The following is a 14816-nucleotide window of genomic DNA, read 5'->3' on the forward strand; positions in this document are numbered from 1 at the left end:
TCCAAGAATTGGTGTCAAACCTGCTCGAAAGGGTTTATATTCTGTGTAAACCGTCAAAAGAGAGAATAACGATGATTAGAGGAGGAACGACCATGGCAGATTGGGGCATCATGCTGACAGGCGTCGTCATTTGTGGGTGGTGCATCTTTAGTGCCATTTATGACGATTTCATCCGTCGCGTATAAAACGAGCAAGTGGAAGCCGTCCAGAATGGGCGGTTTTTTCATTGATTTTTTTAATCCGAGTAAGTGGCTGTGGTACACTCGAATCAGAATGAAAAGATAGAGAATGGGTGAAGAAAAATGAAGAAACAACCAGTCATCGTCATCGTCGGACCGACGGCAGTCGGAAAAACGAAGACGGGCATTGAACTAGCCAAACGATTAAACGGAGAAGTCTTATCGGGAGACTCCGTCCAAGTCTATCAAGGCATGGATATCGGATCAGCAAAAGTGACGACCGAAGAGATGGAAGGGGTGCCGCATCATCTGCTTGATCTTGTGACACCGGATGATGAGATGAGTGTAGCGCGTTTTCAGACGGTTGCCCGAGCGACGATCGATGAGATCGCAAGTCGGGGTAAGTTACCGATCATCGTCGGTGGAACAGGGCTTTATATCCGTTCGATTTTATATGATTACCAGTTCACTGAGCAGGCGGAAGATCCAGCCTTGCGTGCTGAACTCGAAGCGTACGCGGCGACGCACGGTGCGAATGCATTGCATGACCAGTTGAAGGAACTTGATCCGGTGCGCGCCGAAGCGATTCATCCGAATAATATCCAGCGGGTCGTTCGGGCGATCGAGGTCGCACGGACCGGTCAGACACAAACGACCGGTAGTAAGCCGGCACTTTATGAGAGTCTACTGTTCGTCCTACACATGGAAGACCGGGATCGCTTGTATGACCGGATCGATCAGCGGGTGGATTTGATGGTCGAAAGTGGGCTTCTTGAAGAAGTGGCGCGTCTTGATGCTGCCGGGTATCGACACACGAAGGCGCTACAAGCGATTGGTTATAAAGAGATGTTACCGGTCCTTGACGGGGCACCACTCGATCCTGCCGTCGATATGCTGAAACGGAACACGCGACGCTTCGCGAAACGTCAATTGACGTGGTTCCGTCACCAATTTGATGGTGTTTGGGTGGATATGGGAAAGTTTTCATTTGAAGAAACGTTCAAAATTATCTATGATAGAACTGTAGAGTTTCTGAAAGCGGTTAAATAAGAGTTGCCCGAAGACAGAAACAGATAAAAAGAGGGGGCACGGGGAATCATGAAAGCGACATACAACATTCAGGACGTCTTTTTAAATCAATTACGGAAAGATGCAGTCCCGACAACGGTTTTCTTAATCAGCGGGTATCAATTACGGGGGCTGATCAAGTCATTCGATAACTTCACGGTCATTTTGGAGTCGGAAGGCAAACAGCAGTTGATCTACAAGCACGCAATCTCGACGTTCGCACCAGCGCGCAACGTGACGTTATATGAGCAAGAAGAGACACAAGAAGTCTCTCGCTAAGTAAAAAAGACGACCGGGGGGTCGTCTTTTTTTTGTTGACTTCATTATTTATACGCTGGCTGAGCAAGCGTACGAAGAACGTCGACAGGATATCGTTCTAAGTCAAGGATATCAAATCCGATAAATCCGGTATGATCGGATTCAGCGAAGTAGAACGTAACTCCTTGGAGGTGAGACGAACTTTTCGGAATCGTGTTTCGCAATCGGAGCGAGAAACGATCTGTATGTTCTGCGTATAAGAATGCTTGTGAATGGACGGCGCGGATCACGTTCGCTTCTTCATTGAAACATTCAATCCCGACGATGCGTCCCTCTTGATCAACGTCTACGCCAAGGAATGCATTTTCTTCTAGCTCGTCCGTGTCTTCAATCGCGGGAGTAAATGTTTCTGGGAAGAGATATAGATATCCCATTTCTGCTTCTTGATCATAAGTCATTCGAATCGTCATCTATGTCACATCCAAGCCTAATGATTTTTTTACAACAACGGTGTCAGTTCCTCGACCGCCTCTTCATAACGTCGGAGCGAGACATCCTTATAGAGGCATGTCTTCTGCAGACGTTCTTCCTTCGTCATCTCGTCCTGATATGTTTTCAGGATAAAACTGTTGCGTAACATCGACGGTGTCAAGATCCGCTTGTTATCGGACCGTTCATTCAGCTGACGCATCATCTTCGTAATCATGACGATCGACAATTGCTTCGGTGCATTTTTGCTGTAGACCCAGCGGAATGTCATCCGAGCGAAGTCGAAGGCGACGAAAAAGGGATCGGTACTGTGATAACGGGGGCGGACCGGCTCCGGAATCGTCTTCAAGTAACGCAGCATGATGTCTTGATCTTCCCGCTCGAGATGGAGCAGGTAGCGGTTACCAAGGCGATCGTGGACAGTCATCTCTTGCTGGGCGAAATTGAGGTCATGCATCTTCAAACCAATGATGTGATGAACACGTAGACCGTAACGATAAAACAGACGGAGAATCAATTCGTTTCGATCGATCAAATACGGACGTGCCTTCAATTGATGTTCCGTCAAGCCGCGATCGGATTGATTCGTCCGGACCAATTGTTCATATTCCTTGAAGGAGGCGACGTGTTTTGCCGTCAATTCGTGCGTCGGTTGTGCGTATTCAATCAGCTTTGCCTTCGTTTGTCGAATCTGATAATTGACTTGATTGATGACGGTGACGATCCGGGCAACCGTTGCTTGCTGGTAGAGTTTCTCTTCAATCAAGTATTCATTGATGAACGTCTTCCACGTCTCGATCGAAATCGCCTTGAAATCGTCTATCGTCTCGAGTGGTTGGTCGACATCGGTCATGTAGCGATGGACTTCGATTAAATCATAGCGATAGCGGCGGACGGTCGAAAGTTGCCGTCCACTTGTCGTTAGATAAAACAAATAGCGTTCAATGAACTCTGGAAGCGTATACGACTGTTCGCGTGCCATGGTTTTCCTCCCCTTATCGTAATCTTTCTTCCATCATAAACCGAACGGATGTTTCCTGTCCAAAAAAGTTCAGACGAACCGGTGCCTGTGGTATGATAAAGGGCGCAGTACGTCTTTACTCGTGAAAGGAATGATATTATGTCAGAACGCGTCATCGTCGTTGGTTGCCAGCTCCCCGGTGTCCCGGACCATGTCTATGAAGAATCGGTCGCGGAGCTCGAAGCACTCGTAACGACTGCGCATGGTGTCGTCGTCGGTCGTTTGGATCAAAAACGACAAGCGATTGATCGCCGTACGTTCATCGGAAAAGGAAAGGTTGAAGAACTCGTTGCTTTAGCAGACGAACTTGAACCTGATTTAATCATATTCAATGCCGAGGTCACGCCCGGTCAGATGAAGAATATCCGGATCGCCTTGTCGGACCCGGAAGCCATCAAATTGATTGACCGGACGCAGTTGATCCTCGATATCTTCGCTGGACGTGCCCAGTCACGCGAAGGGAAATTGCAGGTCGAACTGGCTCAGATGAGTTATCTCTTACCACGTCTTGCCGGGCAGGGAACACAACTGTCACGTCTTGGTGGCGGAATCGGGACGCGTGGACCAGGTGAATCGAAACTCGAGACGGACCGCCGTCATATCCGGCGTCGGGTCGATGAGATCTCGAAACAACTCGAGACATCCGTCGCGCACCGTGCCCGTTACCGGGAACGTCGCAAAGAGAACCAGACATTCCAAATCGCGCTCGTCGGTTATACGAATGCCGGCAAATCAACGATCTTCAACCGGTTGACACAAGCCGACACATACGAGAAGGATGAGTTGTTCGCGACGCTTGATCCGTTGACACGTCAAGTCGATTTGCCGGAAGGTGGTCAAATCCTCCTGACGGATACAGTCGGTTTCATTCAAGATCTCCCGACGAAGTTGATCGCGGCGTTCCGTTCGACACTCGAGGAAGTGCTGGAAGCCGACTTGATCCTCCATGTCGTTGATGCGTCGAGTGAGCATTACTTGAATCAGATGCAGACGACGAACGATGTCCTCGATGAACTCGGTGCCGGTGACATTCCGCAACTGGAAGTCTACAACAAGAAGGATCAATTGAATCGCTTGTTCACAGGTGGAAAACTGCTGATTTCTGCGCTTGACCCGCAGGATATCCAGCGCTTGATCGAAGAAATCGAACGTTCGATCAGCGAAATCCTCGAGTATCTCGAGATTCGCATTCCAGTTGACGGATTTGCCCATTACAATCCGGCGAAAGAAGTCATGATGAATTTGAAGGAATCGTTCGAAGAAGATGGTTCCGTCATTCTAAAAGGTTACTTGCGTAAAGATACGCGTCTATACGCGACATTGAAACAATACGAGGTGTAAACATGTTTTCAGAATTAACCCATTACGAAACGCTCCGTCCGCTCATTGACCGGGCGGAGGAACAGATCGCCCCGTACGTCAAGAAAGCGCAAGAGGTCGCGGAATACAATCAATTCCGTGTCCTCGATGCGTTCCGACGTCACAAGGTCAGTGATTTTCACTTCATGCCGTCAACAGGTTACGGCTACAACGATGAAGGACGCGATACGCTCGAACGGATCTATGCTGATGTCTTCGGTGCAGAAGCCGGTCTTTGTCGTCCGCAAATCATCAGCGGAACCCATGCAATCGGTATCGCGTTGTTCGGTTTGTTATTGCCAGGAGACGAATTGCTTTATATCACAGGAAAACCATACGACACACTCGAAGAGATCGTCGGAATTCGTGGTGACGGACGCGGTTCATTAAAGGAACTGGGCGTCCAGTATGATGTCGTCGAGATGAAAAACGCCGAGACGATCGACGTACCGGCCGTTCTCGAACGGATCACACCACAGACGAAGGTCATTGGGATCCAGCGTTCAAAAGGCTATGCGACACGACGCAGTCTACCGGTCAACGAGATCGGCGAAGCAATCGCCGCCATCAAAGCTGTCCATCCGCACGTACTGATCTTCGTCGATAACTGCTACGGTGAGTTCGTCGAGACGATCGAACCGACACACGTCGGGGCGGACTTGATGGCAGGATCGTTGATTAAGAACCCGGGTGGTGGACTTGCGAAGACTGGCGGTTATCTCGTCGGTCGGACTGATTTGATCGAACGGGCGTCGTTCCGGATGACGACACCAGGGATTGGCGCCGAAGCCGGTCCATCGTTATCCGCACTTCCGGATATGTATCAAGGCTTCTATATGGCACCACATACAGTGAGCCAAGCGTTGATGGGTGCGATGTTCACGTCGAGCATGCTCGGTCAGTTCGGCTTTGACACGGCACCGCACCATACGGCAGCACGGACGGATTTGATTCAATCGGTCTCGTTCCATGCGCCAGAGCCGATGATTGCCTTCTGTCAGGCGATTCAAGCCGCTTCACCCGTCAATGCACATGCGCTACCGATTCCGGATTATATGCCGGGATATGCGGACGATGTCATCATGGCAGCAGGAACATTCGTACAAGGATCATCGATCGAGTTATCAGCGGATGGTCCGATCCGTGCGCCCTATACCGCGTACGTCCAAGGTGGTTTGACGTATAGCCACGTTAAGATTGCCATCATCTCAGCCGTCAATCACTTGATGGAAAAACAATTAATTCCAGAAAAAAACGTTTAATACTAGAATATCTCGTGAAAAGACCTCTGAACGACTTCATGTAAAGTGATTAAAAAAGTTGTGTTAACTTTTCTTACATCTCTTGACAAGTTGCCTGACAGAGGTTTATTCTCATGGAGTAAGGAAAAAGGAGGAACCACATGGCAGACTCATCACGCCAGTCCAAGCCACTATTTCCCATCGGAGTCGTTCAAGAGTTGACCGCGTTATCTGCCCGCCAGATCCGATACTACGAAGAACAAGGACTGATCAAACCGGAGCGGACAGAGACGAAGCGTCGCCTCTATTCGTTCAACGATGTCGATCGCTTGTTGTCGATCAAGGAATACCTGGATCAGGGACTGAATATCGCAGGGATCAAATTGATTTTTGAAAACGATCTCGTCAAACGCGAACGCGTTGCGGAGAGCGTCGTCGAGACGCGTCCGGAACTATCTGACGGCGAATTGTATAAACTCCTGAAAAATGAATTGAAGGAAGCAGGACGACATGGAAAGACGTCGCTCATCCAAGGTGAGCTCGGGCGTTTCTTCAAGTAAGGACCTGTAACCATATAAAAACGAATCGGAGAGGGGATTTGTCACATGACACGTCGCAACATTACACGAGAAGACATTTTGAAAATCGCTAAAGCTGAGGATGTACGCTTCATTCGCTTACAGTTCACAGATATCCTCGGAACGATCAAGAACGTTGAGATTCCAGTAAGCCAATTGGAAAAAGCACTTGATAACAAAATGATGTTCGATGGTTCATCGATCGAAGGATTCGTCCGGATCGAAGAATCAGATATGTATCTCTTCCCAGACTTGAACACATGGGTCGTCTTCCCATGGACAGAAGATGGAACAGGGAAAGTTGCACGTTTAATCTGTGACATCCACAATCCGGATGGCACGCCGTTCGCAGGAGACCCACGTGGTCAGCTCAAACGGGTACTTAAAGAGATGGAAGAGCTCGGTTTCTCATCATTCAACGTTGGACCAGAGCCAGAATTCTTCCTCTTCAAGAAAGATGAAAAAGGTCGTCCGACACTTGAATTGAACGACCAAGGTGGATACTTCGACCTCGCACCAGTCGACCTCGGTGAAAACTGCCGTAAAGAGATCGTCATCGAGCTCGAGAACATGGGCTTTGAAATCGAAGCATCACACCACGAAGTTGCTCCAGGTCAACACGAAATCGACTTCAAATATGCGGATGCGATCACGACAGCGGATAACATCCAAACGTTCAAACTCGTCGTCAAGACGATTGCTGCGAAGCACAACTTGCACGCGACATTCATGCCAAAACCACTCTTCGGTGTCAACGGATCAGGCATGCACGCGAACATGTCGCTCTTCAAAGGCAACGAGAACGTCTTCTTCGATGAAGGAAACGAAGACATGCAATTGTCGGATGATGCACGTGCCTTCACGGCAGGTATCCTCAAACACGCTCGTGCGTTCACAGCGGTTTGTAACCCGACAGTCAACTCATACAAACGTCTTGTTCCTGGCTACGAAGCACCTTGCTACGTCGCATGGTCAGCGCGTAACCGTTCACCACTCGTCCGTGTTCCTGCAGCACGTGGACTCTCGACTCGGATCGAAGTTCGTTCAGTCGATCCAGCAGCGAACCCGTACCTTGCGCTTGCGACATTGCTCGCTTCAGGTCTTGACGGAATCAAGAACAACTTGAAAGCACCGGCTCCAATCGACCGTAACATCTACGTCATGGACAAACCGGAACGCGTTGCGAACGGAATTGATGATCTTCCATCAACACTCAGCCACGCACTCGAAGTCTTGAAAGCGGATGACGTCGTCATGCACGCTCTCGGCGATCACATCGCAGAGCACTTCGTTGAATTGAAAGAAATCGAATGGGATATGTTCCGGACGCAAGTCACGGAATGGGAACGCGATCAGTACATGGTCTTGTTCTAATCCAACTCAAGCACTTTCGGACTTCTGTCCGGAAGTGCTTTTTTCATGTCCTCGACAGGGATTGAGTCAAGGATGTGGAAAGATACAAGAGTACAAAGAAAGGGAGACGATACATCATGAAAAAAGGATATGAAGGCAAAGAGATCACGGTCTATTTTGATTCGGAAGTCTGCATTCACTCTGGTCATTGTGTACGAAGTCTACCAACTGTCTTTGATGTCAAGCGGCGTCCCTGGATTGAAGCGGACGGGGCACCAGTGGACGATGTCATACGGGTCGTCGACGGTTGTCCGAGCGGCGCCTTATCTTACGAACGGAGGGAAGCAAATGGAGCTGAAACGAGCGGAACGTAAAATCGAAGCCCACCAGGAAGGGGAAGTGATTGGAGAAATCACTTACAGCGACACGAACAACGGCATGTGGATCATCGATCACACGTACGTCGATCCCGCGCACCGCAATCAACAGATCGGGGAACAACTCGTTGCCGAGATCGTCAACTGGGCACGGGAAGCAAACGTCAAGCTGTTACCGTTATGTCCGTTTGCGAAAAAAGAGTTTGAACATCGATCCGATTATCAGGACGTACAAGCAAATACGTGAACACAAAAATCTCCTCTAGTCTCTCAAGACCAGAGGAGATTTTTTCGAGTCATTGTTTATGATCCCTAACTTTCATTTTGCGAGAAACCATCAGCGTGCCGAAATAGGCGATGACGTACAACACAATCAATCCTTGTTTTAGCAGATAAGGCAGATCCATTTGACTCGCGATTATAAAAATGACGCACAGCAATATCAAATAGGGTATGAACTGCTTATTTGGCATATCAGGACCCCCTTCACTATCCATTTATTTCTATTATAAGGATAACACAAGAGATGCATCGAAATAGGCTAAAGATGAATGACTTGCTTATATATACAATCGTAGAAACGCCATCGTGACAACACCAGTCACGACCGTCCAGGATAAACTTTTACTGAAAATCGCGACCGCCATGGTCGGGAGGGCGGCGAAGACATGAAGCGTCGAAACCGTCGGAAACGCCTCATCTTGAGCGATGAGAAGATTTTGAAAGAAAAGGGCACCGAGCAGGCAGACCGGAATGAACGAGAGCCATTCTGTTACGAGGCGCGGTAACGTCAGTCCATGAAGGACGAGAAACGGTAAGACGCGTGGAATCCATGTGACGAGTCCACAAGCTAAAAAAAGAGCAATTAATTCCGGGCGGATTTCCATCGTGTGATCACGACTCCTATACTTGCACCACCGAGCGTCGCGCAAAGAACGGCGACTTCTGGAGAAAAGTAGCGCATGGTTATGTAAAGCAATAGTAAGACAATCAGTAAAAGGCAACTATTCACGGCAATACGGGAACGTTCCCCTTCAAACTGTAAGTACAATAAGCCGATGAACATCGCTGTCAGGGCAAAATCGAGACCGAAGCGCTCGGGATCAGGGAACCAGCTGCCGACAAGGGCGCCGAGAACGGTTGCGACGATCCAGCTGAAGTAAGCAGTCAGATTCAAGCCATGCATGAAGGACGGGGAGAGCTTCCCTTTTTGCGCAGTGTTCATCGCGACAGCGAACGACTCATCCGTCAGTAGCGTTCCGGTACCGAGGCGGTCGCGGAGATGACGTGTCTCAACATGTGGCGCAAGCGTCAGACTCATTAACAAGTGCCTGAGATTGACGATGAACGTCGTCAGAATGATGGCAGAAGCAGGACCATTTAATAGTAAGAGACTCGTGATGATGAACTGAGCGGCGCCGGCATAGATGAAGACGGACATGAATCCGACTTCAAGAGGGGATAAGCCGGAGGCACGACCGACGATCCCAGCTGAAAAACCGATGCCGATATATCCGAGGACAGTGGGTAGACAGGCACGGACACCTGCTTGAAAGGCTGATGACATTCGATTCCTCCTCTTTTTTAAGAGCATAGCACTCATGCGGAATATCGTCACCAACTGGTCAATATTTTCATCATTTTTTTCGACATATTCGACTTGATTTGGTGGTAAAGAGTAAGTGGTACGGCAAAATCAGTTAGGTAAAGGAGCGTTTTTCATGCACAAATTAATGAAAGATTCAAACCGGTTCGTTTCAGACATGGTCGACGGACTCGTACTAGCTCACCCTGATTTGTATAAAAAGGTCGAAGGGGTCAATGTCGTCGCGCGAAAAGTACCGCTTGATGGAAAAGTCGGACTCGTTTCTGGTGGGGGAAGTGGGCATGAACCAGCGCACGCTGGATTCGTGGGGGACGGTATGCTTGCTGCGGCTGTTTGTGGGGAAGTCTTCACGTCACCGACACCGGACATGGTGCTCGAAGGCATCAAGGCAGCCCATGGTGGAAAAGGTGTGTTACTCGTCGTCAAGAACTACTCGGGTGACGTCATGAACTTCGATATGGCGAAGGAACTCGCTGAACTCGAGGACATCGAAGTCGACACGGTAATCGTCAATGATGACATTGCTATCAAAAAAGAGGAAGACCGTCGTGGTGTCGCGGGAACCGTCTTCGTCCATAAGATTGCTGGTGCTGCAGCTGCAGATGGAAAATCACTGAGTGAAGTCAAGGCAGTCGCGGAAAAAGTCATTCAGGGCGTTCGTTCGATCGGAATGGCACTCTCGCCATGTTACATGCCGGAGAGTGGCAAGTCAGGCTTTGAGTTGCATGATGACGAGATGGAGATCGGAATCGGGATCCACGGTGAAAAAGGACTCGAGCGAAAAGCGGTCGCTTCCGTGGATGCGATCGTTAAAGAGTTGCTCGATCGTCTGACAAAAGAAGTACCAGACAAAAAAGTCGCCGTCATGGTGAATGGGATGGGTGGAACACCAGAATCCGAACTGTATATCACATATAAATATGTCGCGGAAGAACTTCAGGCACACGGTTACGAGATTGCCCGTTCGTTCGTCGGAAACTATATGACGTCGCTCGAGATGCACGGATTCTCAATCACGCTCTTACCAGTAGATGATGAACTGCTTGGGTATCTCGATGCAGAAACGAAAGCGATTGGATTCTAATTCAGATAAACGGGGTGTACAAAGATGAAGTTGACGACGGAACAGTTACGAAGCGCGCTCATCAAAGCAGCGGAACAGATTGACCAGCACAAGGATGAATTGACGGACCTTGACCGGGAAATCGGTGACGGGGACCACGGGATCAATATGTCACGTGGCTTCCAAGCAGTCCAAAAGACGTTAGAAGAACACGGCGAGTATGAGGACTTAGGAGCTTTATCGAAAGAGGTCGGGATGACGCTGATCAAGACGGTCGGTGGGGCATCCGGTCCTTTGTACGGCACGGCATTCGTTAAGTTCGCTGGTGCGTTCAAAGGAAAAACAGAAGTCGAAGGTGCAGAACTCGCGGATGCTTTCCATGAAGCGACGGAAGGCATCAAATCGCGTGGAAAATCGGAATTCGGTCAAAAGACGATGGTCGATATTTGGACACCGTTCCAAGAGGCGCTCTCGCAAGACGGGGATTTGAAAGCGGCAATCGATCAAGCGCTTGCTGATACGAAAGCGCGTATCGCAACGAAAGGGCGTGCGTCTTATTTCGGTGAAGCGACGGAAGGCGTCCAGGACCCAGGTAGTCTATCAAGTGCGTTGTTACTTGGCGAAATCGCGGAGGTGCTTCATGGTTAATCTTGTACTCGTTTCCCATAGTGAAAAGCTTGCGACTGGACTAAAGGAACTGTTGGCAGAGATGGCACCGGATACGCCAGTCTTAATAGCAGCAGGTCTTGAGGACGGTAGCATTGGAACGGACGCGACGCGAATCGAAGAAACACTAAATACACTGGACGATGATGGAGTCGTTTTAACGGATATCGGTTCTGCGACGATGAACACGGAACTGGCCCTTGAACTATATAGTGGCGAACGGACGGTTCGGTTTATCGACGCACCACTCGTCGAAGGTGCGTTTTTAGCGGCAGTCTTAAGTGGTCAGTCGAAATCCGTTGATGAGATTGAAGACGGATTGAAAAAAGAGTTTAGCAAATAAGGATCAAATCCCCCTTGCTTCAATGCAATGGGGATTCTTTCATATCTGAATGAAATGGTGGTATGAAAATTGTAATCATAATGCATGTACATAAATAGGACAGTAAAAGAATGTAAACCATGAGGTGAGTTCTTGAGTTATACGTTAAGGAAAGCAGACACTGAAATCAAAAAGCAGACATTCATCCACTTATTATTACTGGCTGATGAATCTATCGATAAGATTTATGAATACTTACCTAACGGTGACCTGTATTATCTCGAAGATTCATCTGGGCATGTAGTAGGTGTTATTGTTATGACCAAAATTAATCAAGATACAATGGAGATAAAAAACGTTGCCATCAAAAAAGAACACCAGGGTCAAGGGTTAGGAAAGAGGATCATCTCATTAACGCTCGAACAATATAAGGAACAAGAGTATCATCATTTCATCGTAGGAACGGCTAATTCGAGTATTGATAATTTAGCTTTCTACCAAAAGCTTGGTTTCCGGCTATACGACATAAAAAAAGATTTTTTTCGGTCGTATCCAGAGGAAATCTGGGAGAACGGAATACAGGCAATCGACATGATCATGCTAGAGAAAAATGAGTGATCCACATTATATGTTGAGGGGAATACGTGGGACCTCTTCTATGCGAATGAGTAGCACAAAGAATTATGATGTATGTGCTGCGGTGGTACATTCTAGTCTGAGTCTGGTGTTAGAAGAATGATTATATTGTAGTTTCTATAAGACAGTGAAAACCCGGTCCCTCTGCAAAAGGGACCGGGTCAATTGTTTTATTTTGATGGTTTGAAGACCATTGTCGCTTCCACCGCTTTTTGCCATCCAGCATAGCGTTGCTCACGATCGTCTTCTTTCATCTCTGGTTTGAACTGGTGATCCAGCTTCCATTGTTGTTTGATTTCCGCTTTATCTTTCCAGTAACCAACAGCTAATCCAGCAAGGTAAGCTGCACCGAGTGCTGTCGTTTCGTTAATTTGCGGACGATCGACAGGAACGCCGAGAATGTCCGATTGGAACTGCATCAAGAAGTTGTTGGCTACAGCACCACCGTCGACACGGAGTGTCTTCAGTTCGATCCCAGAATCTTGTTCCATCGCTGTTAACACGTCGCGTGTTTGGTAAGCGAGTGATTCAAGCGTTGCCCGAACGAAATGCTCTTTATCTGTTCCGCGTGTTAACCCGAAGATTGCGCCACGAACATCTGAATCCCAGTACGGCGCACCGAGACCAACGAAGGCAGGAACGACATAAACACCGTCTGTTGAGTCAACTTTCGTTGCGTAACCTTCTGAATCTTTCGCATTTTTCAGCATCCGGAGTCCATCACGGAGCCACTGGATCGCAGAACCGGCGACGAAAATCGAACCTTCCAGCGCATATTCCACTTTTCCATCGACGCCCCAAGCGATCGTCGTCAAGAGTCCATGATCAGAAGAAACAGCTTTCTCACCTGTGTTCATGAGCATGAAGCAACCTGTTCCGTATGTGTTTTTCCCTTCACCTGCTTCGAAGCACGTTTGACCGAAGAGTGCTGCTTGTTGGTCACCCGCAATACCAGCGATTGGCACTTCGTAACCGAAGAAGTGATACGGTACCGTTTTGTCGTAGACTTCACTCGACTGACGAACCTCTGGCAACATCGAAGCAGGAACACCGAGGATATCGAGTAACTCTTCATCCCATTTTTGTTCGTAGATGTTATACATCAATGTTCGTGAAGCGTTCGTGTAGTCCGTGATGTGCGTTTTTCCCCCAGACAGTTTCCAAACGAGCCACGTATCGATCGTACCGAAGAGCAATTCACCGTTCTCTGCTTGCTCACGCGCACCTTCGACATTATCGAGGATCCATTTGACTTTCGTTCCAGAGAAGTAGGCATCAATCAGAAGTCCTGTTTTATCGCGGAACTTCTGGTTCAAACCTTGTTCTTTTAAATCGTCACAGATACCAGACGTTTGACGCGATTGCCAAACGAGTGCGTGATAGACCGGTTTACCTGTTTCTTTGTTCCAGACGACCGTCGTTTCGCGTTGGTTCGTAATGCCGATTCCGGCGATTTGCTCAGGTTTGATATCTGCTGTTCCGAGTGCTTCGGCCATGACGGCAAGAATCGAACCCCAGATTTCGTTTGCATCATGCTCGACCCAGCCTGGTTGTGGGAAGTATTGCTTGAATTCCCGTTGTGCCGAGTTGACGATTTTCCCATCGTGATCAAAGATAATTGCACGTGAGCTTGTCGTACCTTGGTCGAGTGCTAGGATATACTTGTTTTCCATTTCGAAATCCCCCTTGAGCGGTATGTGTTAGTGAGACGTGATCTTAGTAGATCAATTGATAGATGAACACGGCAATCGCTCCACCGATGATTGGACCAACGACAGGAATCCATGAATAGCCCCAGTCAGATGAACCTTTATTCGGAATCGGTAGGATAGCGTGCGCGATACGCGGTCCAAGGTCACGAGCCGGGTTGATGGCATACCCTGTTGTACCACCGAGCGATAGACCGATGACGACGACGAGTAAACCGACGATGAATGGTTTTAAGCCGTCTCCGAACGTCGTTAAACCAAGTGCCAAGATACCGAAGACGAGAACGAATGTCCCGATGATCTCAGAAATCAAGTTCGACGGCGTATGACGAATCGCTGGACCTGTTGCGAACACACCGAGTTTTGCGGCTTGATCATCAGTCGCTTCAAAATGTTTCATGTAATGAAGCCAAACGAGAATGGCGCCGATGAAAGCTCCGACAAGTTGTCCGGCAATGTAGATCGGAACGTCTGCCCACGGTAGGTCAGAGTTCAAAGCAAGTGCAATCGTCAATGCGGGGTTCAAGTGTGCTCCGCTTTCAGCAGCGACGAATGCTGCTGTCATGACAGCAAGACCCCAAGCGAACGTGATGACGATCCATCCGCTGTTTTCCGATTTCGTCTTTTTCAAGACGACACCGGCGACGACTCCATCCCCGAGCAGGATGAGGATCATCGTACCGATCATTTCTAGTACAAAGTTATTCATGCAAAAACCCTCCCTTTGGATTAAAGCAGATAATGGCCTTTCTACTTTAAATTACTCCGATTTGAGAACGTTTTCAATACATATAATTGAAATATAGGAATGGAAATTTTTTATTTTGATGTTTAAAGATACGAAAAAGTGGATAAGAAAACACCTCTTCCTGCCTGCAAGCAAGCAAAAGA

The 14816-nt window shown here is 48.4% G+C and carries 18 protein-coding genes; 12 read left to right on the top strand and 6 right to left on the bottom strand.

The features are described 5' to 3' along the window. Window positions 1-302: 302 nt before the first annotated feature. A complete protein-coding gene (gene miaA, locus KNQ12_RS09775; RefSeq protein ID WP_023467752.1) occupies window positions 303-1229 on the top strand; it encodes a tRNA (adenosine(37)-N6)-dimethylallyltransferase MiaA in 927 nt (308 codons plus the stop codon). 48 nt (window positions 1230-1277) lie between these two features. Next, entirely contained in the window at window positions 1278-1526 is a 249-nt protein-coding gene (gene hfq, locus KNQ12_RS09780; RefSeq protein ID WP_023467753.1) for an RNA chaperone Hfq, read from the top strand. 44 nt (window positions 1527-1570) lie between these two features. Here hfq and KNQ12_RS09785 read toward each other — a convergent pair whose 3' ends face one another. Further along, a complete protein-coding gene (locus KNQ12_RS09785) occupies window positions 1571-1975 on the bottom strand; it encodes a DUF2283 domain-containing protein (RefSeq protein ID WP_058265192.1) in 405 nt (134 codons plus the stop codon). A 29-nt stretch (window positions 1976-2004) separates the two neighbouring features. Beyond that, the gene (locus tag KNQ12_RS09790) at window positions 2005-2976 is read right to left on the bottom strand and encodes a site-specific integrase (protein WP_058265193.1); all 972 of its coding nucleotides are present in this window, start codon (window positions 2974-2976) and stop codon (window positions 2005-2007) included. A 138-nt stretch (window positions 2977-3114) separates the two neighbouring features. Between KNQ12_RS09790 and hflX the strand changes: the two genes are divergently transcribed. The 6 genes from hflX to KNQ12_RS09820 all read left to right on the top strand — a co-directional run bounded on the left by hflX (window position 3115) and on the right by KNQ12_RS09820 (window position 8170). Next, window positions 3115-4356: a GTPase HflX gene (hflX, locus tag KNQ12_RS09795; RefSeq protein WP_058265194.1), complete on the top strand. Its 1242-nt coding sequence runs from the start codon at window positions 3115-3117 to the stop codon at window positions 4354-4356. Window positions 4357-4358: 2 nt separating this feature from the next. Next, window positions 4359-5636 carry a methionine gamma-lyase family protein gene (locus tag KNQ12_RS09800; RefSeq protein WP_214747845.1) on the top strand — a complete coding sequence of 426 codons (1278 nt, stop codon included), beginning with the start codon at window positions 4359-4361 and terminating at the stop codon, window positions 5634-5636. 140 nt (window positions 5637-5776) lie between these two features. Further along, entirely contained in the window at window positions 5777-6175 is a 399-nt protein-coding gene (locus KNQ12_RS09805; protein WP_023467758.1) for a MerR family transcriptional regulator, read from the top strand. A gap of 45 nt (window positions 6176-6220) precedes the next feature. Further along, window positions 6221-7567 (top strand): type I glutamate--ammonia ligase, encoded by a 1347-nt coding sequence (gene glnA / locus KNQ12_RS09810; RefSeq protein WP_023467759.1) that lies wholly within the window; start codon window positions 6221-6223, stop codon window positions 7565-7567. 116 nt (window positions 7568-7683) lie between these two features. After that, window positions 7684-7920, top strand: a complete 237-nt coding sequence (locus KNQ12_RS09815; protein ID WP_058265195.1) for a (4Fe-4S)-binding protein — start codon at window positions 7684-7686, stop codon at window positions 7918-7920. Further along, window positions 7895-8170 carry a GNAT family N-acetyltransferase gene (locus tag KNQ12_RS09820; RefSeq protein ID WP_058265196.1) on the top strand — a complete coding sequence of 92 codons (276 nt, stop codon included), beginning with the start codon at window positions 7895-7897 and terminating at the stop codon, window positions 8168-8170. The genes KNQ12_RS09815 and KNQ12_RS09820 overlap by 26 nt, the downstream gene beginning before the upstream one ends. 313 nt (window positions 8171-8483) lie before the next feature. Here KNQ12_RS09820 and KNQ12_RS09825 read toward each other — a convergent pair whose 3' ends face one another. Beyond that, window positions 8484-8810, bottom strand: coding sequence for an AzlD domain-containing protein (locus tag KNQ12_RS09825; protein WP_214747849.1), 327 nt, complete (start codon window positions 8808-8810; stop codon window positions 8484-8486). Then, the gene (locus KNQ12_RS09830) at window positions 8789-9490 is read right to left on the bottom strand and encodes an AzlC family ABC transporter permease (protein ID WP_023467762.1); all 702 of its coding nucleotides are present in this window, start codon (window positions 9488-9490) and stop codon (window positions 8789-8791) included. Before KNQ12_RS09830 ends, KNQ12_RS09825 begins: the two co-directional genes overlap by 22 nt. 154 nt (window positions 9491-9644) lie before the next feature. Here KNQ12_RS09830 and dhaK point away from each other — a divergent pair, with 154 nt between their 5' ends. The 4 genes from dhaK to KNQ12_RS09850 all read left to right on the top strand — a co-directional run bounded on the left by dhaK (window position 9645) and on the right by KNQ12_RS09850 (window position 12198). Beyond that, the gene (gene dhaK, locus KNQ12_RS09835; protein WP_058265199.1) at window positions 9645-10613 is read left to right on the top strand and encodes a dihydroxyacetone kinase subunit DhaK; all 969 of its coding nucleotides are present in this window, start codon (window positions 9645-9647) and stop codon (window positions 10611-10613) included. A gap of 24 nt (window positions 10614-10637) precedes the next feature. Continuing rightward, entirely contained in the window at window positions 10638-11240 is a 603-nt protein-coding gene (dhaL, locus tag KNQ12_RS09840; protein ID WP_023467764.1) for a dihydroxyacetone kinase subunit DhaL, read from the top strand. Continuing rightward, window positions 11233-11601, top strand: a complete 369-nt coding sequence (gene dhaM, locus KNQ12_RS09845; protein ID WP_023467765.1) for a dihydroxyacetone kinase phosphoryl donor subunit DhaM — start codon at window positions 11233-11235, stop codon at window positions 11599-11601. Before dhaL ends, dhaM begins: the two co-directional genes overlap by 8 nt. 132 nt (window positions 11602-11733) lie before the next feature. Continuing rightward, the gene (locus KNQ12_RS09850; protein WP_052017176.1) at window positions 11734-12198 is read left to right on the top strand and encodes a GNAT family N-acetyltransferase; all 465 of its coding nucleotides are present in this window, start codon (window positions 11734-11736) and stop codon (window positions 12196-12198) included. 188 nt (window positions 12199-12386) lie between these two features. On the opposite strand, the gene glpK is transcribed toward KNQ12_RS09850, so the two are convergent. After that, complete coding sequence (glpK, locus tag KNQ12_RS09855) at window positions 12387-13889, bottom strand: glycerol kinase GlpK (protein WP_023467767.1); 1503 nt, start codon at window positions 13887-13889, stop codon at window positions 12387-12389. A gap of 43 nt (window positions 13890-13932) precedes the next feature. Further along, the gene (locus KNQ12_RS09860) at window positions 13933-14634 is read right to left on the bottom strand and encodes an MIP/aquaporin family protein (RefSeq protein WP_214747852.1); all 702 of its coding nucleotides are present in this window, start codon (window positions 14632-14634) and stop codon (window positions 13933-13935) included. Between the last annotated feature and the right edge of the window lie 182 nt (window positions 14635-14816).

It is taken from the genome of Exiguobacterium sp. s11, assembly GCF_018619015.1.
Lineage (GTDB): Bacteria > Bacillota > Bacilli > Exiguobacteriales > Exiguobacteriaceae > Exiguobacterium_A > Exiguobacterium_A indicum.